Source organism: Wolbachia endosymbiont of Dirofilaria (Dirofilaria) immitis (assembly GCF_013365455.1).
Lineage (GTDB): Bacteria > Pseudomonadota > Alphaproteobacteria > Rickettsiales > Anaplasmataceae > Wolbachia.
In genome coordinates, this window is record NZ_CP046578.1 from 389,441 (window position 1) to 412,490 (window position 23,050).

General features: G+C 32.6%; 17 protein-coding genes and 1 tRNA gene. 12 read left to right on the plus strand and 6 right to left on the minus strand.

Going from position 1 to position 23,050, the window contains the following annotated elements:
- The first annotated feature begins 241 nt into the window (after window positions 1-241).
- The 5 genes from GOY12_RS01560 to GOY12_RS01580 all read left to right on the plus strand — a co-directional run bounded on the left by GOY12_RS01560 (window position 242) and on the right by GOY12_RS01580 (window position 6,002).
- Window positions 242-949: a uroporphyrinogen-III synthase gene (locus GOY12_RS01560; protein ID WP_175818323.1), complete on the plus strand. Its 708-nt coding sequence runs from the start codon at window positions 242-244 to the stop codon at window positions 947-949.
- A complete protein-coding gene (gene xth, locus GOY12_RS01565) occupies window positions 949-1,728 on the plus strand; it encodes an exodeoxyribonuclease III (RefSeq protein ID WP_175818324.1) in 780 nt (259 codons plus the stop codon). The genes GOY12_RS01560 and xth overlap by 1 nt, the downstream gene beginning before the upstream one ends.
- A 340-nt stretch (window positions 1,729-2,068) precedes the next feature.
- Window positions 2,069-3,439, plus strand: a complete 1,371-nt coding sequence (locus GOY12_RS01570) for a hypothetical protein (protein WP_175818325.1) — start codon at window positions 2,069-2,071, stop codon at window positions 3,437-3,439.
- A gap of 284 nt (window positions 3,440-3,723) precedes the next feature.
- A complete protein-coding gene (locus GOY12_RS01575; RefSeq protein WP_175818326.1) occupies window positions 3,724-3,915 on the plus strand; it encodes a hypothetical protein in 192 nt (63 codons plus the stop codon).
- Window positions 3,916-3,947: 32 nt separating this feature from the next.
- A complete protein-coding gene (locus GOY12_RS01580; protein ID WP_175818327.1) occupies window positions 3,948-6,002 on the plus strand; it encodes a hypothetical protein in 2,055 nt (684 codons plus the stop codon).
- Between the two features lie 1,356 nt (window positions 6,003-7,358).
- Here the strand turns inward: GOY12_RS01580 and GOY12_RS01585 are convergent.
- From GOY12_RS01585 to hflK, 3 genes are read right to left on the minus strand one after another with little or no spacing between them, the layout of a single operon-like run.
- Entirely contained in the window at window positions 7,359-8,840 is a 1,482-nt protein-coding gene (locus GOY12_RS01585) for a DegQ family serine endoprotease (protein ID WP_175818328.1), read from the minus strand.
- Window positions 8,841-8,843: 3 nt separating this feature from the next.
- On the minus strand, window positions 8,844-9,716 hold the full coding sequence (hflC, locus tag GOY12_RS01590) for a protease modulator HflC (protein ID WP_175818329.1): 873 nt from the start codon (window positions 9,714-9,716) through the stop codon (window positions 8,844-8,846).
- A 2-nt stretch (window positions 9,717-9,718) separates the two neighbouring features.
- On the minus strand, window positions 9,719-10,753 hold the full coding sequence (gene hflK, locus GOY12_RS01595; protein ID WP_175818330.1) for an FtsH protease activity modulator HflK: 1,035 nt from the start codon (window positions 10,751-10,753) through the stop codon (window positions 9,719-9,721).
- Window positions 10,754-11,194: 441 nt separating this feature from the next.
- On the opposite strand from hflK, the gene GOY12_RS01600 reads away from it, so the two are divergent.
- The 4 genes from GOY12_RS01600 to GOY12_RS03690 all read left to right on the plus strand — a co-directional run bounded on the left by GOY12_RS01600 (window position 11,195) and on the right by GOY12_RS03690 (window position 13,680).
- A complete protein-coding gene (locus GOY12_RS01600) occupies window positions 11,195-12,451 on the plus strand; it encodes an actin-bundling T4SS effector WalE1 family protein (RefSeq protein WP_175818331.1) in 1,257 nt (418 codons plus the stop codon).
- A 257-nt stretch (window positions 12,452-12,708) separates the two neighbouring features.
- On the plus strand, window positions 12,709-13,044 hold the full coding sequence (gene cutA, locus GOY12_RS01605; protein ID WP_175818332.1) for a divalent-cation tolerance protein CutA: 336 nt from the start codon (window positions 12,709-12,711) through the stop codon (window positions 13,042-13,044).
- A tRNA-Gln gene (locus tag GOY12_RS01610) sits at window positions 13,035-13,109 on the plus strand. The genes cutA and GOY12_RS01610 overlap by 10 nt, the downstream gene beginning before the upstream one ends.
- A 268-nt stretch (window positions 13,110-13,377) precedes the next feature.
- The gene (locus tag GOY12_RS03690; RefSeq protein WP_246214407.1) at window positions 13,378-13,680 is read left to right on the plus strand and encodes a hypothetical protein; all 303 of its coding nucleotides are present in this window, start codon (window positions 13,378-13,380) and stop codon (window positions 13,678-13,680) included.
- A 655-nt stretch (window positions 13,681-14,335) separates the two neighbouring features.
- Here GOY12_RS03690 and groL read toward each other — a convergent pair.
- Complete coding sequence (gene groL, locus GOY12_RS01620; protein WP_175818334.1) at window positions 14,336-15,988, minus strand: chaperonin GroEL; 1,653 nt, start codon at window positions 15,986-15,988, stop codon at window positions 14,336-14,338.
- A gap of 101 nt (window positions 15,989-16,089) precedes the next feature.
- Entirely contained in the window at window positions 16,090-16,380 is a 291-nt protein-coding gene (locus GOY12_RS01625) for a co-chaperone GroES (RefSeq protein WP_175818335.1), read from the minus strand.
- A 145-nt stretch (window positions 16,381-16,525) separates the two neighbouring features.
- Between GOY12_RS01625 and ygfZ the strand changes: the two genes are divergently transcribed.
- Together ygfZ and GOY12_RS01635 are read left to right on the plus strand one after the other, a co-directional pair.
- Window positions 16,526-17,323: a CAF17-like 4Fe-4S cluster assembly/insertion protein YgfZ gene (gene ygfZ / locus GOY12_RS01630; RefSeq protein ID WP_175818336.1), complete on the plus strand. Its 798-nt coding sequence runs from the start codon at window positions 16,526-16,528 to the stop codon at window positions 17,321-17,323.
- Between the two features lie 413 nt (window positions 17,324-17,736).
- Window positions 17,737-19,095 carry a DNA recombination protein RmuC gene (locus tag GOY12_RS01635; RefSeq protein WP_175818337.1) on the plus strand — a complete coding sequence of 453 codons (1,359 nt, stop codon included), beginning with the start codon at window positions 17,737-17,739 and terminating at the stop codon, window positions 19,093-19,095.
- A gap of 820 nt (window positions 19,096-19,915) precedes the next feature.
- Here GOY12_RS01635 and dnaG read toward each other — a convergent pair.
- Window positions 19,916-21,682 (minus strand): DNA primase, encoded by a 1,767-nt coding sequence (dnaG, locus tag GOY12_RS01640; RefSeq protein ID WP_175818338.1) that lies wholly within the window; start codon window positions 21,680-21,682, stop codon window positions 19,916-19,918.
- A gap of 170 nt (window positions 21,683-21,852) precedes the next feature.
- Between dnaG and ubiG the strand changes: the two genes are divergently transcribed.
- Window positions 21,853-23,019: a bifunctional 2-polyprenyl-6-hydroxyphenol methylase/3-demethylubiquinol 3-O-methyltransferase UbiG gene (gene ubiG, locus GOY12_RS01645; protein WP_175818339.1), complete on the plus strand. Its 1,167-nt coding sequence runs from the start codon at window positions 21,853-21,855 to the stop codon at window positions 23,017-23,019.
- Window positions 23,020-23,050 lie beyond the last annotated feature (31 nt).

A 23,050-nucleotide genomic window follows, 5' to 3' on the forward strand; every position in this document is an offset into this window, starting at 1 on the left:
TCATGAATGATACATATATAGAATTGAGTATGGTAAAAACAGTTTGCCCACCTAAAGAATGCGCTCTCAGATATAAAATATGGAAACTGTGGGGAAGGTACATATAATATTTGATTTAAAACTTTAATAATAGGAGGTATTGGAGTGCTCTTATATTGTTATGGCTTATATAGCTCAAAAATTTTTATTCAGTAATTTGTTTATAGAGGTATTATTTTCACCTATAGTAAAGCAAATGAGAATGAAATCTATTTTATTAACTAGGCCTTTATCAGATTCACTGAACACAAGAAATACATTGAAAAAATATGGATATGAAGTGTACATAGAGCCAGTATTTACAATAAAGTATTTACGGCCTGATATATCTTCATATGAATTTGATGTAGTAATATCTACAAGTAAGAATAGTGTAAAAGCACTCAGTCAGATATATAAATTAGGTAGTCTTCCAATTGTTACAGTTGGTAATTCGACGATGCAAACTGCAAAAGATTTAGGGTTCTCTGATATTATATCAGCAGATAGTGATGTTGATGGTCTGATATCATTTATAAAAAGTCACTATTCAATAGCAGTGAAGTTTCTGTATATAAGGGGACAAGAGGTGTCATGCGATTTAAAAAAAAGGTTATCTGAGGAAGGTTTTTGCGTTAGAGAAGTTATACTCTATAAGACAGTTATTAAAAAAAGTTTAACTAACAGGTGCAAAAACTTGCTATCAGGCAGCAAAATCAATAGTGTTGTTTTTTTTTCCTCACAGACAGCAAGAGTATTCTGTTCTTTAGTTCTAAAAAGCGGTCTATCTCACACAATGGGTAATATAATTGCATACACTATGAGTAAGAATATCGCTGACAGTTTAAAGTCAGTTAAATGGAAAAAAATTGTAACATCTAGATTACCTACTAGGGAAAGTTTAATTAATATAATTAATAGAAGTTACTGATGTTAAAAATTGCAACTTGGAATGTTAACTCTATACGTAGAAGAATTAACCAAGTTTACAATTTCATAATTGATAGTCAAATAGATATAATTCTATTACAGGAGACAAAATGCACAGAAAAGCAATTTCCTCATGAGGAGATAGAAAAGCTCAGATATAAGTGTGCTATTTATGGGCAAGTTGCGAGAAATGGTGTTTGTGTTTTATCTAAATATCCAATACTAGAGAAATTTAAAATTGATATTGTAGAAGGTTACCAAGAAGCACGTTATATAGAATGTGTGATAAAGTATGATAATCAGAAAATAAGAGTAGTGAGCGTATACGTTCCGAACGGCCAGAGCATAGATTCTCATGCGTTTGCATATAAGCTCAAGTTTTTTGATAATTTATATGAAAGAATAAGCAGCTTATTGAAGAATGAAGAGCTGACTATTGTAGCTGGTGATTATAATGTTGCACTAGATGGAATTGACGTTTTTGACCCAATTTTACTGAATGATAAAGTGTGTTTCCACATAAGAGAACGTGAAAAATTGAGAACAATCTTGAACCTTGGGTTTAAAGATGCATTTAGGATATCTCATGTAGATCTACAGCAGTTTACTTGGTGGGATTATCAAGGTAATTCGTTCCGAAATAATCGAGGGATGCGAATAGATTATATGCTGTTATCACCTCAGGCTGCTGATAGGTTAGAAACGTGCTATATAGATGACAAATTACGTAAATTGAAAAATCCATCTGATCATGCACCAGTTGTATGTGTTATGGGATAAGAGGGTTCTTTAAAGAAAGAGTATAATGGTTATATAATATTATACTAAAAGCTATAATGGTCCTCCATATAAAATACTTTATGTAATAAGGGTAGGGGTAGGGGATAGTTGAAGCAAAGTTTGTGAAGTCAATTCTGTAAAGTAGATATTGTGAAATACGTTAAAAATCTGAAGTTTAAAGAAACGGCGAAAATGGTACTAGAAAGCTGTATGTTATATGGTATAATATATATAGCATAAGAGTTGAGAGAAGTTTATTAGTAACTTTAGGGGTTAATACTTATTAAATATTCAGCACTATAAAATCGAGGTATATGCTTTAATTACGTCAGGAGGTAACATGACAAATAATTTTTCTGATAACAACTCAAGCAATAGTTCAATTTATCTTGGGAAGGTTACAGCAGAAGACTTATCTGTAGGAGAGAAACTAAATCACTTTAAAGCTGCTGCAGAAGAGGTTGAAAAGCGTGTTGCTGCTAAACGCGTTGAACTGCAAAATCAGGCATTCAGTCACGTTGATAGCTTGCTATCTAAGAAGCTGAATCTTGAAGAGGATTTTAGTAGAGTAATATCTTGTTTAGAGGTTCATTCTAATAGGGAAGATAATTATTTTACAGCTGGTGTAGATGCTTTGCTAGAAAAGCTTTTCAGATTTTTTAACTTCACAGATAGTGAGCTTGAAATGGATATAGATCCGCAAATCTATCGCATGGTAAAAGAAAAAGAAGAGAAAAATCACGTTGCTACAATCATAAAACTTATTCATGATAAACTTAAGGCATTAATTAAAAAAGTCTTTTCAAAAGACTTAAATTTCGATGAAAGATTAGATGAAGAAATGAAAGAGTTACAAAAAAAGTTGGGTAGTGGTGAGTTATCTATGAGGGAGTTTACAAAAATACTCAATCGTTTAAAATTGTTGCAAAATTTGAAGCTAAAAATTCAACTATTCTTAGTTGAGTGGCTAATTTCTTCAGTTGCAGAGCTACTTTCAGTTGGGATTACAGTTTTAACAGAAACAATCGAAGAAGAAGATAAAAAAACAGAGAAAACATTACTAAGAGAAGAAGCAACTGAGGAAGCTTGCAAAGATGTAGAAATTAAAGTTGATAGAGAAAAGAGAAATCAACTCATGTATGATAGTATCATTTCAGTGTCAAGCACTGGAGTTTGGTTGAGAAAGATAATTTTTCTGGCTAAGGAGGAACAAGAGTCTTTACCAGAGTCTTTTAAAATTACTAGATCTTTTGAACACAAGGATAATATAGATAAAAATAAATCTAAGATATTAAAACATGATGAGCAAAAAATAGGACAGAGAGAAAAAAAGGAAGGACTGAAGGTGTCTGTGTGTTCATTGAAACCTATAGAGGGAAAACTTGTGAAAGGTGGAATAACATTTGATTCTAAAAGCCAAGGAGTATCTACTGGTTATAATATAGATTTTAATGAAGGTATTAATGAAATAAGAACCGCGTCTATTAATAAATGTAGTGCTGGCAAGAAAGAATCTAAGTCTATCAGTGGGCATGAAATGGATGTTCTTGGTGATGAGCTTAAGGAGAAAGTTATTGAGAAGAGTTCACAAAGAGGAAAGTCTGCTACTGTTAATAACCATCAACCAACAGGTGAGTGTAAAGGTGTAAAAGTTAATAATTATGTAGACTTAATAAAAACACTAGAAAGAGCGTCATTGAGAGGTAGGTAACATGAAGAGTGGAAGAAAATTAATGATAGGTTAGATTTTGTGATTATGGTGTTTATACTTAAATAGGGTATTTTGATGCATGTTGTAAGAAAACTGATTTTAGTGGTATTAACTACTTTAGTGATAAAGGAAATACTGTTTCGGTATGCGGTGCTGAAATTTAGAAGTGTAAGAAGAAGTATGAAAAGAGAGAATAAAGTTTTTTAAAGGAAAATATAAAAAAAGTGTTTACACTTAAATTTATTTTTAGCATACTAGTTATATAATACTCTTATTAAGGTAACATGCATAGTAATAATGGTGAGAAAAGTAATTGGGGGCCTCAACCTGATGGTACATGGGTTCCAAGCGATAAGTATGAAAGAGTTGATATTAATAAATACAAGTTAGAAAAGCGAAAACGTGAAAGTGACAAACCTGATACACAACTAGGTAGTAGTACTGTTACTAGTGCTAGTGGTGGTAAAAGTAAGTAATACTGTTTCATAACAATTTTAGTGGGGAAGTTATGGATAATTCTGTAAAAGGGTTGATTAATGTATTTAACTTAAATAATTATTTTTGTGATAGGGTTAATACTAATTTAATTATAGAAGGTAAAAAAATTATTGGTTTATTTGCTTATGGCACTAATGTGGCAGAGTATCTACATAGGGTGGGGAAGGAGATAATAAAACAGCAATATCTTGATAGGGAGATAGTAGCAGGTAGGTATTATAACTTAAACTGTTTTCCATTTGTTTTAAGTGCTAATAATAAAAAGTATTTAGATAAAGATGTTATGATAGTGGAGCTTGCAGATTCTACAAATAAAGAAGTAATCCACAATTTAAAGGTACATCTAGTTAATGAGCTTGATAGGGCTGTGACATTGAAATTGATTGCACGTTTAGTAGTAGAGACAGGAATAACAGAAGAAGAAGGTCATGAATGGGTAAGAGGCACTGTTAAAATAGGAGCATTCTATGGGCATAATCCTTTGAAAAAACACTATCTATATTGTATAGCTTTTGACGGTGAATACTTTGAAAGGGAAGGTTATGATTCAGAGACTCTTGAATTATTTAAAAAGATGTATATTCAAGAACTTGACTTAAGGTTGAGAGAGTGTAATCTCGAGAGTTTTGACTTTTATCACTATGAAGGTGATATATTATATATTAAAAATGTGAGTGATAAGGTAGTTGAAAATGTAGCAAGGTATGTTAGAGGGCGAATAGCACTTAGTTTTAGAACTTTAGGTGAAAAGTATTCTAAGGTTGAGAATTTTAAAGGTGTTCTTGGTGGTTTAATTTTTAAATGGGCAGGAAAGTTTGTTGATGGTTATGATTATGACGTTTTTACGGATGAAAAAGAAAGAGAAGGTGGCAATTATTTTGCTCTTATACCTTTAATAAGAAGGTATGACGGCCAACTTGAACTCCTAAAGTGTGGTGATGTGCATAAGATTAATGCAGCAGTGCATGAAACTCTTATGAGTGATATTAGAGGCAAAACTACAAGACTGAGTGTTACCAATTGTGAAAGTCCAGTTCATGCTATCTCTAATAAAAAAATTGCTCAGGTGCTCCCTGAGATTATGCAGTCTCCGATTGCGTATAATGAAAGAACTGGACATTTTGAATTTGCAGCTGATCTTGGATTAAGCCCTAAGTTAGATTTTAGGTCCCCTAAACCTGATTCAGAGGTGTTTACTGTATTTCAATATCGGGATGAAAGTACTAGCTACTTAGGTATTCCTGAGGTGACTGATGTACAACTTAGTTCAATATTGAGTCAGAGTAACAATTATCTTTCTTGCGTACCAGTTACATCAAACCTAACCTTGCTAAAGGAAGTATTTAACAAATATCTGGGTTCTGACGAGAAAAGTGAGTCACTAAAGTCATTGTTTGGACAAGTATGGGTACAGCCGCTCAGTCAAGGATCAGGGCGAGAGGTAGGAAGGGAAAAGCTGTGTCATAATATAAATTTATCAGTAGCAAGTGATAAATTCTCAAGAAAAGTGGCTTCTGAGTTATCATCTCTAAATGATGATATTTTAGGGTGCAGATCTATAGCACATGACAGTCAACAAGTGTCACTATCATTTCCTTCTTCAGTTTCTGATAAGAATAGTGATAGGCGTTCTAAAGCAGAGTCTAGAGAGAGTAGAGCCGGTAGTAGGCCTGAAAATAGTGAGTTTCTAAAGAAGAAATATAGAGTTAGTTGTTTACATAGTAAAGAAGGAGAATTAAAGGACACTTCATCGGAGTTGCAGGGGTCTAGTATACTAAATACTGATGATAAATCTTTTATAACAAAGATGTTATCTCCATTTAAGCAAGAAATTCCTAAGATTGCAATTATTGAGATTCCACGTATATCATTAATGCTGCACAGACAGTGTGGTCAGGAATCTAAATCTCAGCAGGAGTTATTTTCTATACGTACTCCTCTTAGTGTGCTATGTAAAGGAGTTACAATGTCATTAAAATCAAAGCTTGATCTGCCTCCAGGAGGAAAATTAGATTCCCCAAATGTTGAAAAACATGTGCAGAAGCAGCAAGTACAAAAAAGGTAAAGTACCTGAAGTATAGTATTAGTTTTGGTTGGTTAATTCACTACTGTCTAGCTGCAGTGAATGATCAAAATTATCTGACTTCTAGGGCTTTTATGGCTGCATGTATCGCATAATACTGTTGATTGGAACAATTTAGTAAAACTAAGTGAGCTTATCATTGTAATGTACTATTCCTATAATGGTTAGGTCACTACTACTTGTACCTAATTCAGTGCTAATTTGCTGCTTTTCTATTATTCAATGGATTCTTCTGATGATTATTTATAATTTTATTTATATCAAGTTGGTTCTCTAAAAGATTAAATTGTTCTTGGACTCATCCTATGCCTTACTATTTTTTAGTAGATGAACAACCGCGTAAGGATAGATGAAATATCTTTATAATTGTTTCCTTTTCTCAGACTCTTTGACTGTGTGACTTCTGAAACACTTTTTTCTTTTAAAAAAAGAGCTTTTATTTAAACTTGATCTATTTTTTAACTTACTAAACTTTAACTTTATTTTTATTGCTAATCTCTACCTTTATTTTTTTATAATTTCCCACTACTTTAGTAATGAAAGATATTTTAACACCACTTTATGTAAGACACCTGTATAATTTCTTTTTCTATGATAATGCCTGAACTTTATGTTCATTTGCTATATCGCCTTTGTTAGTATATAATAGAACCACTTTAGTGTTTTCCCTTAATTGAGAGGACGTCACTTGTCGTCTACCTTGCTGGTGTGTATATTTCGTCCTTTAGTACTACCGGATTTATTGTTTTGATTGGACGTTATCTTGATCATAACCTAATAGCTATTCTGAGCTTTGGGTTTTGTCCTTCAGTAATTGGTATTTAGTTTCTTGAGTATAGACTATATTATTCATGTCTCAGAAAATCGTCTAAATTATCTTTTTCAGTTATACTTGCTTTGTAAAAGCTTTGATTAATTTTACGGTATTGTTGTGACAATACTTCTCTTCTTTTTTTTCTCACCAGTACTGCTAAAAGTAAAACTTACTTTTATATAAGCTTTAAGCTTAGTGCAGTACACAATCAAGCAAATAGAATTTAGAGCCTGCTTGTTGAATCCATAATGTTTGGTGTTTTATGAAGGACTATAGCAATTTGTTTGCTTCACGGTACTTGTTACTTTTCAATCTATCTATGTGACTTTATATACTGATAATTATTACGTCCATACTTCCAAATATTGTTTAAGTATAGCTCGATAAATTTTGGAGAGTTGATTTTGTTATGACTTTATGTATTTACTTCAATAAAAACATACAAGTAAGTTAATTTACCTGTGAAGATGAATTATTATAGCTTCAGCTTATGATACCAATGTTCTGCAAATTTAATGAATAATTTACCTTTTTAACTTTATTGAAGTAAAAAATTGATTTCCATTGCGGTAAACAAGCAGCATTATTGCTTTTTTGCTATCTTGCTTTTTTGTGAGATTTATTTGATTTTGAAAACTTTCAACATTTTCTATATCAGCCTCATTTATTTGCATAATGATGTCTCCTTTTTTAAGGTCACGCAATGTAGGATTTTTATGAACATCTACATTAGTAATTATTACACCTTTTATGGATGATGCACTGCTTTCTTTTGATTCTTTGGATAAATTTGAAATGGTTAAACCAGTTATATAATCAGATGTCAATGTGTTTTCTTCTTGATTATTATCTTGGTTATCATTTATAGATTCTCCAATAGTAGCCTTGATATTTATTTCTTTACCCTTTCTCAATAATTTAATTTGCACTTTTTTTCCAGGTTCAGTTCTTGAAACTATGTGAGGTAATTGTGCCATTCTATCAACTATTTTACCGTCAAATTCTAGTAATACATCACCCACTTTAATTCCACCCTTTTCTGCAGGACTACCCTTTACTATGCTTGCAACTAATGCACCTTTCGTATCTTTTAAACCTAAGGACTCTGCAAACTCTACTGTTATACGTTGAACTTGTACACCAAGCCAACCATGTTTTACCTTTTTACCATCTTTTAACTTATCAATGATTGGTACAGCTAGGTTAGATGGTATAGCAAAGCCTATACCTACATTACCGCCAGACTCAGATGGAGAATAAATAGCAGTATTAATACCTATAACCTTTCCGTTTAAATCAAATAATGGCCCTCCAGAGTTACCTCTGTTAATTGCAGCGTCGGTTTGAATAAATTCATTCATAGTGCCAATACTAATATCTCTAGACCTTGCAGATATGATTCCTGTACTTACGGAACCACCTAGGCCAAATGGATTACCTATTGCCATAACCATATCACCAACTCTTGCTTTATCAGAATTACCGAGTGTTACAAAGGAGAAATCTTTGTCAGCTTTGATTTTAAGCACAGCAAGATCAGTTTTTGCATCATAGCCTAAAACTTCTGCTTTGAAATAAGTATCATCATTCATAGTGACTGTGATATGTTGAGCGTTTTTAATAACATGGTAATTAGTTACTATAATTCCACTTTTGTCTATAATAAACCCAGATCCAAGTAGTATTGCTTCTCTGTTAATGTTAGGACTTTTATCCATAAAAAATTGGTCAAAGTGTTCAAAGAACTCTCTAAAACCATCAAAGAACTCATTTCTTGGCAATGGAACTCTAGTTCTGTTACTATTTCCTTGTTTAATGACCTGCTCACTCGAAATACTTACGAATGCGGGGATAAGCTCTTCCACTAAGTCGGCAAGCCCTTGATTACAATTGTATATAGAAGTATTGATATCTGTAGCCTTTTCCGTGCTCCAGTTAAATACTCTAGCATACAAAGAGAATGAAATTAAAAGACATAAAAATATAAATAAAACCTTACTTCTCATAAACTATTTCCATCCCTTATTTAAAATATCTAAGAAATTATTATTTGGTGAAAGTATGAACTTAGTGCTATTTCCAGTAAATGATTTACTGTAAGCGTTCATAGAACGGTAAAAGTTAAAAAACTCTTCGTCATCCTTAAATACCTCATTATAAATTCTAGTTGCTTCAGCATAGCCACGCCCCCTTATTTCATGGGCTTCTTTTACTGCACTAGCAATAATTTCCCTTTTTTGTTTATCAGCTTTTGATCTAATTTCCTGTCCTATTTGTTCCCCTTTTGCTCTTATTTCTTTTGCTTCTTTCTCTCTTTCAGTTTGCATACGGCGGAATATTGCAGAACTATTCTCCTCTGGTAAGTCTGCTCTTTTAATTCTTACATCTATTATTTCTATACCAAATTTTTCAGCTTCAGAGTAAACTCCACGCTGGATTAATTGCATAACTTCTGACCTTTTTTCATTCAGTAAGCTAATTAGTGAAAATCTAACTATATTTTCTCTTAGGTGGGCTTCTATAATTGGATATAATCTTCTAACTAACCCTAACTCATTTCTTACAGTTTGATAAAAAGTAATAGGATCTACTATTTTATATTTTGCGTAAGCGTCTACTATGATGCGTTTCTGATCTGAAGTTATTACTTCTCTTGCAGTTGTATCTGGGCTTAGATCTAAAACTCTCTTATCAAGGAATTCTACATTATTTATAAACGGCAACTTAAAATATAAACCACTTTTTCTAATATCTCTTAAAACTCTGCCCAATTGCATGACTATTGCTTGCTCTGTTTCTTGCACTATGAATATTGAATTAAATAAAAAGACTAGCAGAACAGTAAATATAGAAACTAAAACAACTTTAGTGTTACTAAGCATAACTATTTCTCCAAGCTTGTAAGAGGTAAATAAGAGAATATACCCTTTAAATCATCAGTGACAACAATTTTATCTACTTGACTTAGAATATTTTCCATGGTTTCAAGATAAATACGGCTCTTAACAAGAGAAGGATTATGCTTATATTCTTTGTAAAGAGACGAAAAGCGATTTGCATTACCTTTTGCTTCATTTATTATCTCATTCTCATATGCTTCTGCATCTAATTTTATCTTAATTGCTTCACCTTTTGCTCGAGGTATAATATCATTACTGTAAGCATATGCTTCATTTATAATACGTTCTTTATCTGCACGAGCGCTTTGTACATCCCTGAACGAACTAATTACTTTTTCTGGTGGATCAATTTTTTTCATTTGAATAGATAGAATTTCTATACCCATTTGGTACCCATCAAGAATCTGTTGTAATAAAGTCTTAGTGTCTACAGGAATTTCTTGCCTACCTTGACCAAGCGCAAAAGAGATCGTATTTTTGCCTATTATTTCTCTCATAGCACTCTCAGCAGCATTTTTAACACTAAAACCGGGTTTATAATCTCGCACTTTGAATAAATAGTCCTTAGCGTCTTTCACACGCCATTGAACTTCAAAATTAACGTTGACTATATTTTCATCTCCAGTAAGCATTACACCTTCACCGCGATCTGCATCTCGTCCATAAGAACTACTAACCCCAATTTCTTCACGATTCACTTCTTTAACGTTTACTTTAAAAACTTTACCAATGGGATAAGGTAAATGATAGCGCAAACCAGGTGTTTCTGTATTAGAATATTTACCAAAAATGAGTTCTATACCTTCTTCACTTGGATGAACAATATAGAAGCCAGTACAAGCATAAAAGAATAAAATAACAAAAATGATCAAGTAAGGTTTCTTACTGTTATTTCTTGTTAAACCAGTAAAGAAACACCTTACTTCAGATATAGCTTTACTTAGAGCATCTCCATTGTTGGAGGTTTTATTCTTTGGTGTTTTTTTTCCTAAATTCCAAGGATTGTTTTCATCAAACATAATGACTCACTCGATAATTAATACACTAATATTACCTCTCTAGCAGGAAATTGCAAATCTATTTTGTTCATAAGTTAATCATCGGAGTAGAAGATATGATTGTTGCTTTCTTTTTTCTGTGTGTATGGGGACTACTAACTTTATGGAATTTTCTGGCTTTATTTTAAATTTCTTGTTTTGGTTTTTAAGTGCACTGTATCTTTGTGACAGTCAGGATGGTGGAAATGTTGAGACTACGTAACCAAAAAGTTTTAAGTGTTCTTTATTGTGTATCTTGTAAGGGCTTCAGTTCAAAGAACTTTTAGTTTTATTTTTATGCTTCTAAAAAGCATTTTCAGCAGAGCTATTCGTAGGTAAGTAAAACGCTAACGGTCAAGTTAATACTAACTTAAGAATTGAAGATGTACAATACGAATGTATTTAATTAGAATGAGGTTTAAAATGTTGAATCACGACAGAACAAATCTAGGTATTGTTAACACACAACTTCAGCGAAATCAGCAATACAGCAACTCTACGCCTTTTTCAGGTGATCTATTGCAACAGATGCAATTATTAGAGAAGCGGGTAAAGTCATTAGAAGTAATGAACAAAGTGACTCTTGGTTTGTTAATAGGTATGGCTATGGCAGTGGGAACTGGTTTTGCTATTGCAGCTGCTCCAGTAATTGCCGGTAGCATAGTAGGTGGAATACTTGTAACTACAGCATTTGTAGCACTTGGAGTAGCTATAAATAGACATAAGGTAGAAATAAAAAACGGTTTCAAATGTGCTGCAGATAAAACTAGAGATGGTGTTGTATGTGCTAGGGATTCAGTAAAAGAAGCTGTAAGTTGTATGAAGCAAGCAGTAAGAGAGGAGACTAGTTCTGCATTGAAAATAGTGGGGAACAAGATGAATGATTTTGGCAGAAATATGTCTGATTTAGATGAAATTTTGTATTCAGTAGGGCAGCAAGATCAAACTGTTGTTTTAAAAACGGAAGAAAAAACAAAAAATTTTAATAGTGTAAAGGAAATGTTCGTTAAGGAGGTTTTTGAAGACAAAACTGTAGGTAATTCTGTTTTAATGAAAAAGATATTCTCTGAGTTAAAGGGAAAAATATTAGAAAAAGCTTATTCTGTTGGTGGTCAGCAAGGTTTCAAAAAGGATCAGTTAATTAATCAATTGGGACAGCAAGCAGATTTTGTCAGTAAGTTAAATGCTAAGAAATTACTAAATTTATTAACTCAGAATGATAATAATCTTTATGAAATTTTCTCTGAACATCATGATGAAATTAAAAGAGTTGTTAAAAAATGTAAGATAGAACATAAACTTTCTAATGTCATGGAAAAGCTTAATGGAGCTGCAAAAAGATATGTAGGCGAAAGAGGTTCGATGCAGTTTATTGACAGCTCGTTAGAAAATAGTTCATTGGATGTTGGTTCTATAAAAGCCGATACTGCTATTAACTCTAATTTAGGTTCTAAGAGATTTGTAACAATCAATTATAATCTTCTTAAAAGAAGCCCTTCATTTAATAGCTTAAATAGCAGTTCTGCTGGCAGTAGAATGAATCTACTTGGTTCTTCTTCAAAATCAGTCATGATTACCGGATTAGGTTGCAAGGTAAAACAACAACCTTCTACAAACATAGATGTTAGAACAGATGTTCAATTGCATACGCCTATGCAAGTAGTTGCAGCTAGTAGATAAGGATAAACAGAATTGCTTCCTTTCTCTAAAAGGATGTTACTCAATGAGTAACATCCTTGCATATTTTACGTATATGGACATTTTGACTTACAGGTAATTTGAGTAGCAGGATAAGTTTCGTGTAAGTGCTAGTTACTTTTTTGATGAGGTGTTTTTAAACTACGATTACAGGACCTTAAAAGAAACTTCTTATCTATTTTCTCTTGATGAATTAATTCAAGTAAAGTATAGTAGCAATGGCGTTTATGCAGGTTTTTATGGGTAATATAGTTTTAGTTTATGTGACTTTTTCAAATTTAGAGGAAGCTAAGACTATCTCTAAAGAATTATTAAACGAGAAGTTAATTATATGTGTAAACATATTTCCTGGGGTAAATTCTCTATATTTATGGGAAGGTAAAATTCATAATAGTTGTGAAGTAGTAACAATTATGAAAGGTAGAAGCGTTCAAGTGGATAAAATTATAAAAAAAATTGAGGTAATGCATTCTTATGATCAGCCAGCCGTTATAATAATACCAATAGAAAAGGCAAATAAATCTTTTACCAATTGGGTTGATAATGTTATTACTGTAGACAGTATTGGGGTGTAGCCAAGTGGTAAGGTAGCGGTTTTTGGTACCGCCACGCGAAGGTTCGAATCCTTCCACCCCAGCCAATATTGAAGAGGATGTAAAATGATATCGCTTTTCTATAAATTAAGGCTATTGAGTTACATACTAAGTAATTTAAAAGATATAACTGCAAAGCTATTCTTTTTTATAATCTACCTTTATATATCCAGTATTGTACTCATGTTTCTCAGCAGTGGCTTTTGGTATACTGTAAAATGTGGCTCTTTTAAAAGTGCATTTTATTATTTACTTCAATATTATAAATGGTATTCTAGAAACAGAGGAAACCTTAGTTATGGAATTTACTTTAGGATGTTAGTGGCATTTCTTGCTCCTCATTTTTTTTATAAATTATTCCTAAATATAGGACGGAAACTTTTCTTAAAGAAAAAGGTAAAACAGATACTTAGATTTGTAATTGAAGGTAAAAGAAGTAGTAAAGTAAATGATAGTGTCTATAGCAGCAAAAGTCATTGTAGTTACAATGATGAAGATCATGTTCAAGAAAAACAGAAAGTAGCCATGATAAGGCAGCTTTTAGTCGAAGATATAGAAAAAACTATAGATAAAAGACTAAATGATATTTTTTTTAGTGAAAGGGGAAAATCTCATTGAGTATATAGAGACTTCATCTATTTTTTAGTAAAGCTTTTTAGAATTAGCTGTATTTTATTTTTCAGACATACTTAGTTATAATTGACTAGTGCACATGCTATGGTGAAGTCTAGGCTAAAGTCGATAACAAAAAATATCTTTGCATCTTTCTACTAAGCTTTCCGTTTTTACAGTTGCTTGTTGCATTAATTATTGCTTGTATTAACTTCTACAGTATATAATACTGTTTATTATTAATGTACTGCTTGTTTCGTAATAGCAAAAAGCTCTTTAGAAACTAAAGCTACTTAATATATATACAGTACCCTTTTAGATTAAAATTCAAATTTAAAGTGATTTAAGCTTGGCTGCATTATATACTATAATTTATTTATTACATTTTAGCATAGGTAAAGTTTCTTTTTAGTGAACTCAATACGTAATTGTATGTTATCACTAAAGTAATTTGTTAATTACTTTCTAAAGGTGTCATTTCCTATACCATCTGTTTATAAATTTGCTCTGACTACCTCAAAGAAAAATAATAGATACTGTAACTTTTTATATATATATTACTGACAAATATTATTTTTCTGCTTCGTTTTTTTATCCTTTAAAAAGAGAAAAGAAGCACCTTGGAGCAAGTAGACCTCTTGCCCCAAAGCTTCATATTCATTTAAAATTCATTCATTCTACCCATTCCACCTGCACTCATAGGAGATGAAGCATTTTCGTCCTTACTTGGTACATCAACTATCATAGACTCAGTAGTAATCAGTACACTTGCAACAGATATCGCTGTTTCAAAAGCAATACGGACAACTTTTGCCGGATCAATAACACCAGCGGTAAACGCATTAACGTAGTTCATAGCCTCAACATTATATATAAGCTCTTTATTATTCTGTTTAATCAAATAGTCAATTATAACAGCAGACTCAAGACCAGCATTTTTGACTAATCTCTTAATAGGAACATTAAGAACTTTTTTGATAATATTTATACCTATTTGTTCTTCATCTCCTGCACCTTTTAACTTATCAAGAGCAGATGAAGCGTAAAGAAGTGCAACCCCACCACCTGGAACTATACCTTCTTCAATTGCAGCTCTTGTTGCATGCAGCGCATCTTCAACCCTATCTCTACGTTCCTTAACCTCTAATTCAGTTGCTCCACCAACTTTTAGCACAGCAACACCACCTGATAATTTTGCTAAACGTTCTCTTAATTTCTCTTTATCGTAATCAGAGGTTGAAGATTCAATTTGAGATTTGATCTGCTCAATTCTAGCTTTTACTCTGTTGGTGACTTTATTTTCACTGACAATTGTAGTATTGTCTTTAGTAATTTTAACATTCTTAGCAATACCAAGATCTTCGAGAGTTAGATCTTCCATCTTGATTCCAAGCTCATCCTTTATGACATATTTAGCACCGGTTAAAGCTGCTATGTCTTCGAGCATCTCCTTTCTTCTGTCACCAAAACCTGGGGCTTTTACTGCGGCGACTTTTAGACCACCACGCAACTTATTAATGACTAGAGTACTTAATGCTTCACCTTCAATGTCTTCCGCAATGATGAGCAAAGGTTTACCAGACTTAACAACAGCTTCAAGAATAGAAAGCAAAGGCTGTATGATATTGAGTTTTTTTTCTGTAATTAAGAGATATGGATCATCAAGCTCCACTATCATTTTCTCATTGTTTGTAATAAAGTATGGAGAAAGATAGCCACGGTCAAACTGCATACCAGTAGTAAGCTCAACCTCTAGTTCTTTTGAGCCTTTACTTTCTTCAACAGTAATCACACCTTCTTTGCCAACCTTTTTGACAGCATCAGCAATATTACTACCAATGCTCCTATCACCATTTGCAGAAATGATAGCAACTTGAGCTACCTCATCTATTTTTTCTAAAGAAATTGTGCGAGACATTGATGCAACTTCCTTTAATACTACATCCTTTGCCTTTTGCATTCCGTTTTTAATACCAACACGATCGTTTCCAGCAGCAATTGATTTTGAAGCCTCCATTATCATGCTACTAGTTAATATTGAGCATGTTGTTGTACCATCGCCAACTTTGTCATTACATTGAGAGCAACTTTGAGCAAAGATGCTTGTTATTGCAGCGTTCAATGGTTTTTCAGGCTTGATGCCTTTCATTACTTTATAACCATCTTTTGTAATTTCTGGTGCCCCATAAGGCTTATTAATCCCTACTGTTTTTCCTCTAGGTCCTGCAGTTATTGCTACTGTTGAGTCTATTACTGCTGCAACTTCACGGAAAGCCTGTTGTAACTGCTCGCCTGATACTACTACATTAGTCATCTTTATAACTCCTTAATTAATAAAAAAAACTTAGAAAACTATAATAAAATTATTTGTAATATGCTATACTGTGTTTTATTATTTAATAAAACTAAAGACTGTTACTTAACGATAGCAAGTATATCGGACTCTTTCATTACGATAAACTTTTCATCACCGTGCTCTATCTCTGTGCCAGCCCATTGACGATAAAACACTTTATCACCAATTTTTACAGTTAAGGACACGCGCTCACCACTTGTGCTACGTGAACCTTCACCAACTGCTATAACTTCACCCTTAGTAGGTTTTTTTTCAGCACTTGATGGAAGCACAATTCCACTTTGCTTTTCTTCGCTGATAGGCTTAATTAGAACACTATCATCTAGTACATTTAAGTTTACGCTTGACATTTGTTTTCCCTCATCAACAAATTAACCTATAAGCTTATATATGTACTAGTAAGTTAGATTTCAAGGGCTTAAACTCTTTAAATATTAGAAGACGAGAAGCATTTAGTATTGTATAGTAAAATTTAGGCTTATTAATATGAATTGCATGAGTTACATACCATTACAAAGCCGTAGTGCAGTAATTCTGTATGGGCAAGATACGAGAGATTTTCTGCAAGGCATTATAACAAACGATATCAACAATTTAGGTAGACAAAAAGCTATTTACTCTTTACTGCTTAATTCTCAGGGAAAATACTTATACGATTTTTTTCTTGTTGAATATGGTAAATATATTTTACTAGAATGTGAGAATATATACCTACAGCCAATGATTGAGAAACTAAATCTGCTTAAAACTTATCTGAAAGTGAAGATTAAAGACGTTAGTACTCTATATAAGGTTGGAGTTTTATTTAATACTCAGTTAACAGAACATAGTAATGAGTCGCAGGTTATTTTTCAGGATCCAAGACACAAATCTTTGGGAATGAGAATAATACATAAGGATGAAATAAAGCAGCCAGTTGAGAATTTTATTCACTATGAGAGGGTGAGAATTCAAAATCTTATTCCGGATGGAGTGAAAGACATGGTGCAAAATTCATCATTTCCGTTGCAATATTTAATTGATAAAGTAAACGGTATAAGCTTTAATAAGGGATGTTATATAGGCCAGGAAGTGGTAAATCGAATGAGCAGGCAGGAAATATTTAGAAGGAAACTTTACTCTGTTAAAGGAAATAATGTACTTCCGAATATTGGTACTAAAATAATAAATGAAAATAATGAAGAAGTAGGAGAACTGCGCTCTAGTGTAGACAAAATCGGGCTTGCATTGCTTAATACTGCAAAAAGCTATGCAAGTTTGTACGCTGATGAAGTGAAGATATTTGTTTGCTAAAACATTGAGACTTGTAGATAAAGCCTTAAGGTGACGAATAACATTAATTGTAAAACAAAGCTATAAGAACTGCTTAACAAGTTTCAGCAATTACATTAGCATATTAGTTAGCGTTCAGTTTATTTCTAGCTCATAACTTATTTTTGATCTACAGGTTCACTCAAAAAAACTAAAAGTGTTTTTAGTGAATTATATGAAATTATAGCAACTACTTATCTTTAAATTAAGCACTAGTGGAGAATTGCTTTTTTAAAGAGTTAATAAGATTTACAAGTGAATGGTGTTATCTAAGTCACTAGTTCCATAGAGGATTTAAGAAAAAAGTATTAAAATATTTTCTTATGCCATATATTTTTCTTTCCTGTATACACAAAAGTTAGGTAGCATTATAAATAAGATTTTTTTGTGTTTTGATGCTTTCTAGCTTTATATTTCCAGGATTAAGTTTTTTCTTCTTACTGTTACTTTACTATGTTAATATAAGAAAAAATAGGGAACTAAACAAAGAAAAAATAAATGTAGCAAGTCTTGAAAGTACTTTATGTAAACTAGAGCATGAACTTCAAGAGGTGAAACAGATTTTACTATATAAAAATGAGGAAATAATAAACTTAAAAGTTAGCAACGCAGAACTTGGAGTAACCTTGCGAAAAGAACGTGAAGAAAAGAAAAGAGAAATAGAGTTATTAACGGAAGCGGAAAAAAGGCTCACAAATACTTTTAAAGCACTGTCTCTTGATGCTTTACAGGTGAATAGTAGTAATTTTCTGAGCTTAGCGAATGAAGCAATTAGTAGTAAATTAAGAGAGACAGAGGGCGATCTTAAAAAAGGACAGACAACAATTAATGAAGTTGTAGCTCCAATAAAAGAGAGGTTGGAAAAATTTGATAGTGAAATACGTGAGCTAGAAAAGGAAAGGATAGGAGCTTACGAAGGTTTAAAAGAGCAAATTGGATTGTTAATAAACCAAACTTCCAGTCTTGCTAATGCTTTAAGGAAACCTCACATCAAGGGGAAGTGGGGTGAAATACAATTAAAAAGAGTGGTAGAAATGGCGGGAATGATTGAGTACTGTGATTTTTTTACTCAGCCGTCAGTAGTTGATAAAAATGAGGATAATTTATTACGCCCTGACTTAATAATCAAGATGCCCTCTGGGAAACAAATAATAATAGATGCTAAAGTGCCGCTTGATTCTTATCTTGATGCTATGTCACAAAATGATTTAAGAATACAAAGAGAGAAATTAAGAAGTCATTCCTTGGCAATAAAAAGGCATATAAGCAACTTAAGTAAAAAAGAGTATTGGAATCAGTTTAAAAATACGCCAGAGCTTGTGGTGCTTTTCTTAACAGGGGAAGGAGTTTTTAGTGCAGCATTGGAACATGAACCTGCTTTAATAGAGATTGGAATAGAGAAAAAAGTGATTATTGCAACACCGATTACTTTAATCGCGCTATTGAGGACGATAGCATATGGCTGGAAGCAGGAAATGATAGCTGAAAGTTCGAAAAAAATCAGTGAATTGGGACATATTTTGTATGAACGCATCTGTACAATGGGTGAGAATTTTGATAATTTGAGGAAAAGCTTAAAAAGTTCTGTTGATTATTATAATAAAACTGCTAGTTCGCTTGAAGCAAGAGTATTTCCTGTTGCTAGAAAGTTTAATAAGCTTGGTGTACACGCGAAAAATAAGGAGTTAAGCGTTGTAAAAGAACTTGAATTTCTACCACGTACCTTGTATGCTGAGGAGCTAAAAGTGGATTAGGTTTCTTAAGTTTATTTCTGTCATCTAGGCATTACCTCGGCTGCTATTTTCTTCAACTTGCTCTGTAAAAGTTTTTCTTATTTATTCATTGCTAAAGTGGCTTAGCAATTCACATGCAGCAACAGCGACTGCAGTCAAAAACGCTCTTAGTAGTTGTACCTAAAATTCTATCAAGTTTCCCTGTAATAACATTTTTTTATTCTCACCAGTAACTTTTCCGTTCTTCCTAGATCCATCCTATAAGTAATGAAAGACTTTGTCGTTAGTGGCCTTCATTTTAAGGAAATCCTATTTATGTGTTTATGTGTCGTTTCCGTCTATGACTTAAGTACTTAGTGCTTATTAGTTCCTTCTATTGCTGGGCAAGCATATCACTTAACACTTCCTCTTCTATTAATTATTTCCTTCTTCAAAAAAAAAAAGAATTTATGTGCGGCTTAATTAAAGTTCTCAACAATTAATATTTGTAATACAAAGAGATTGATTAACCTCAATAAAGGTCATTTATAACTTCCGTACTAGCTAAACCTATAGGGAATCGTGTAGTTGCTGATTTTGATTTTCCTAATCCTTTAAACTGATTGCTGATAATTCTTTTACTTGATTTAAGAGAAATTTTAACTCAATGTAGGAAAAACTTAAAAGACATGTAACCACCATAATTTTATGTGATTTACAAAAAAGTGTCTTAAGTTTTTTTACTAGATTTTGTTACTGAATCTACAGATTAAAGATGAATTTTAGAGTCAAAGATAGCCTTAATGCTGCAAGCAAGGAAGTTGTTAAAATTTGCCAAGCAATTTTTACATTTGTGATCTGTCTACTTTTGGATAAACTTCATTTGCATTTCCTGTACGCTACTTTCTATTTGTTTTATTTGTTCTATTAACCTTTCTTCTAAATCAAAGTTGCCACTAACCCTTGCCTTAACTTTTTCTTTTTGTAATATACTTAATTCTTTCAGTAATACTATGTTATTCCACACAGTTTCTGCTGATTTTCTCTCGCTTAGTTGACTGTTTAGTACACTAGTTTTTTTTAATATGAACCTTACGACCTCAATATCATTAGACTGCTCAAACTCGTGTAATAAAGCCTCTTTATTAAATTTGCTGTTATTGGTTGCAGTATCAATCATACGCTGTTGTAATCTTCTCATTTTTGTGTTGGTAAATTCAAAGCAAGAAAACTGCTCAAAAAATATAGGATAGCATAAGATCATGGGAAATTCTATTGCTATACGTAGAATTATAGCCTGACTTTGTTCTGCTTCAATTAGCTCTGGAGATTTATTGTGAAGGTACTCGTCTTTTGTTACTCTAATTTTACTACTGAGAGCATGCTTTTTAAAGTTTCTTCTTAATTCATTGCTCTTATTGTAAAAGTAATCTCTATAATATTTTTTGATACTACTGTTAGCTATAGCATTGATATACTTCATGAACTTGTACTCAAGAACTGAGTATTTTTCTGGAGTAAGTTTTTCATCACTTTGTAGACTACTATTGACTATATGACGCCATAGATATTCAGAATGCAATTCTGTTGAATGATCGAGCGCAGAGAGCACTTCTTCTTTTTTATATTTCAGTTCATTGCATATATCATATGGGTCTTTGGTATCTGCTAAAGTCACAAATTTCAATGTATGTCCTGGTTTGAGTATTGACAAAGCAAGTTCTGCTACTCTAGTTTCAGCATTATATCCAGCATTATCACCATCCATACATATGGAGATTTCTTTAGCAAATCTCCATAGGGTTTTTATCTGCTCTGCGGAGATTGCAGTGCCAAGCGGGGCAACTGTATTGCTAATTCCTGCTTGATGCAGTGCTATCACATCAACATACCCTTCAACAACAAATACGTGTTGTTTTTTGAGTATTTCGCTCAAAGCAAAGTTTAATCCATATAAATTTTCTCCTTTCTTAAAAAGCTGACTCTCTGGGCTGTTTAAATATTTTGGCTGCTGCCTAGAACTTAATGCACGTCCACCAAAGCCAATAACTTTGCCTGCGATATTATATATGGGAAATATCAGACGATTACAAAAATAATCACGAAAACTTTTATTTATTAAGCCAATGTCGGTCAAAATTTTGTCTTCAATACCAGAAGAGTTCAAATATTCTTTTAAACCAGAGCTTGGTGCATAACCTATTCTAAATTTATCTATAATTTTAGGTGAAATCTTACGCTGCTTTAGATAAGCTACAATGCCTTTGTTCTTTTGTACAAACCAATTTGTAGCTAAGTCTAGCACTGAAAGCAGTTTATCACTTTTTCTAGACCTAGTAGCACTGAGTTTTTTGGGTAACTTAACGCTTGTAACTAATGCTAACTTTTCTAATGCTTCTTTAAAGCTTAAGCCCTCAGTTTGTGAAATGAACTCAAGTGCATCTCCATGAGCTAAGCAGCCGAAACAATAATATAACCCTTTAGTGTCGCTCACAAAAAAAGATGGGTTTTTTTCGTTATGAAATGGACAGAGCCCAACAAAACTGTTTCCTCTTTTTATTAACCTGACTTTCTTACTTACTATGTTAGATAGCAATAGCCTTGACTTTATAGTATCTATGTAATCCATTCTGTTAAACTAGCAGTAAGATAAGAATTATATAGAATTTATATATATAACTGACTTGAAAATTTATTTCAAATTTAAATACTAATAAAAGATCATGGTCACTAGACGGCTTGACAAAGGAAGCAAAATAAATTACTCGTATTAGATGCCTTTAAGTTATAATTTCTTATATGTCAGATATAATATCGATTGCTTCAGATCATGCTGGTTATGAGTTAAAATCAAAGATAAAACCTTACTTGGAAACCATGGGTTATATAGTCGTAGATCACGGCTGCGCTGCTGGACAAAGTAGTGTAGATTATCCAGATTACGCTATTAAGGTTGTAGAAGATATAACAAACAAAAAGGCAAATTATGGAATACTAATTTGCGGTACAGGTTTAGGCATGAGTACTGTAGCGAACCGTTTTGAAGGAATTTATGCTGCTTTATGTAATAGTGTTGAGATTACAAAATTGGCTCGTGAGCATGGCAACGCAAATATACTGTGTCTTGGTGCAGGGTTTATTACTGATGAGTTAGCAAAAGACATAGTTAAACAATTTCTCGAGACAGAATTTTCTGAAGAGATTAGGCATAAAAAACGTCTTGATAAGCTTAACAGTATCAGTAAGAGAAAAAACACACAGACCTATGATGAAGATGAGATATCAAAGTTCGCTAAAATAGCAAGTGAATGGTGGGATGAGAATGGCAAGTTTAAGCCATTGCACATGATGAATCCTGTGAGAGTGTCTTATATTATTGAGAAGATAAAAGAGTTTAAAAAATGTGACTTAAGTGAAATATCACTTCTTGATGTTGGGTGTGGTGGTGGTATTTTGTCAGAGTCAATGGCACGCGTTGGCATTAACGTTATGGGGATAGATGTATCCGAAGAAAACATAAAAGCAGCACAATCATACACGAAGAAAGTAGGGTCGAATATAGAATATACACATACTAGCATTGAAGAGTTAAGCAGTAACAAAAAATATGATGTAGTTCTGCTTATGGAAGTAGTTGAACATGTAAATAATTTAGATCTTTTTATGAAAAAAGCGATAGAGCTACTAAAACCAGGGGGGTTGATATTTATATCTACAATAAATAGAACTATTAAGTCCTTCTGTTTTGCAATAATTGGTGCAGAGTATATATTGAACTGGCTGCCAAGAGGTACGCATAATTGGAGTAAGTTTCTTAAACCATCAGAAATTGCAAATTATCTAAGAGAAAATAACGTAAAGTTGCAAAGCATGGCTGGTATGGAGTATAATGTGATAAAGCGTGAGTGGAATTTAACTAAAAACGTGGGTGTTAATTATATACTATGTGGTTCCGCAGGCAGTTAGCTTATTGATTTTGCTGCTAGTGTGGATATGA

Excerpts from the sequence above, each read along its gene's own strand:
- GOY12_RS01560 (WP_175818323.1), top strand. The coding sequence starts at position 242 with ATGAAATCTATTTTATTAACTAGGCCTTTATCAGATTCACTGAACACA.
- xth (WP_175818324.1), top strand. The coding sequence starts at position 949 with ATGTTAAAAATTGCAACTTGGAATGTTAACTCTATACGTAGAAGAATT.
- GOY12_RS01570 (WP_175818325.1), top strand. The coding sequence starts at position 2,069 with ATGACAAATAATTTTTCTGATAACAACTCAAGCAATAGTTCAATTTAT.
- GOY12_RS01575 (WP_175818326.1), top strand. The coding sequence starts at position 3,724 with ATGCATAGTAATAATGGTGAGAAAAGTAATTGGGGGCCTCAACCTGAT.
- GOY12_RS01580 (WP_175818327.1), top strand. The coding sequence starts at position 3,948 with ATGGATAATTCTGTAAAAGGGTTGATTAATGTATTTAACTTAAATAAT.
- GOY12_RS01585 (WP_175818328.1), bottom strand. The coding sequence starts at position 8,840 with ATGAGAAGTAAGGTTTTATTTATATTTTTATGTCTTTTAATTTCATTC.
- hflC (WP_175818329.1), bottom strand. The coding sequence starts at position 9,716 with ATGCTTAGTAACACTAAAGTTGTTTTAGTTTCTATATTTACTGTTCTG.
- hflK (WP_175818330.1), bottom strand. The coding sequence starts at position 10,753 with ATGTTTGATGAAAACAATCCTTGGAATTTAGGAAAAAAAACACCAAAG.
- GOY12_RS01600 (WP_175818331.1), top strand. The coding sequence starts at position 11,195 with ATGTTGAATCACGACAGAACAAATCTAGGTATTGTTAACACACAACTT.
- cutA (WP_175818332.1), top strand. The coding sequence starts at position 12,709 with ATGGGTAATATAGTTTTAGTTTATGTGACTTTTTCAAATTTAGAGGAA.
- GOY12_RS03690 (WP_246214407.1), top strand. The coding sequence starts at position 13,378 with ATGTTAGTGGCATTTCTTGCTCCTCATTTTTTTTATAAATTATTCCTA.
- groL (WP_175818334.1), bottom strand. The coding sequence starts at position 15,988 with ATGACTAATGTAGTAGTATCAGGCGAGCAGTTACAACAGGCTTTCCGT.
- GOY12_RS01625 (WP_175818335.1), bottom strand. The coding sequence starts at position 16,380 with ATGTCAAGCGTAAACTTAAATGTACTAGATGATAGTGTTCTAATTAAG.
- ygfZ (WP_175818336.1), top strand. The coding sequence starts at position 16,526 with ATGAGTTACATACCATTACAAAGCCGTAGTGCAGTAATTCTGTATGGG.
- GOY12_RS01635 (WP_175818337.1), top strand. The coding sequence starts at position 17,737 with ATGCTTTCTAGCTTTATATTTCCAGGATTAAGTTTTTTCTTCTTACTG.
- dnaG (WP_175818338.1), bottom strand. The coding sequence starts at position 21,682 with ATGGATTACATAGATACTATAAAGTCAAGGCTATTGCTATCTAACATA.
- ubiG (WP_175818339.1), top strand. The coding sequence starts at position 21,853 with ATGTCAGATATAATATCGATTGCTTCAGATCATGCTGGTTATGAGTTA.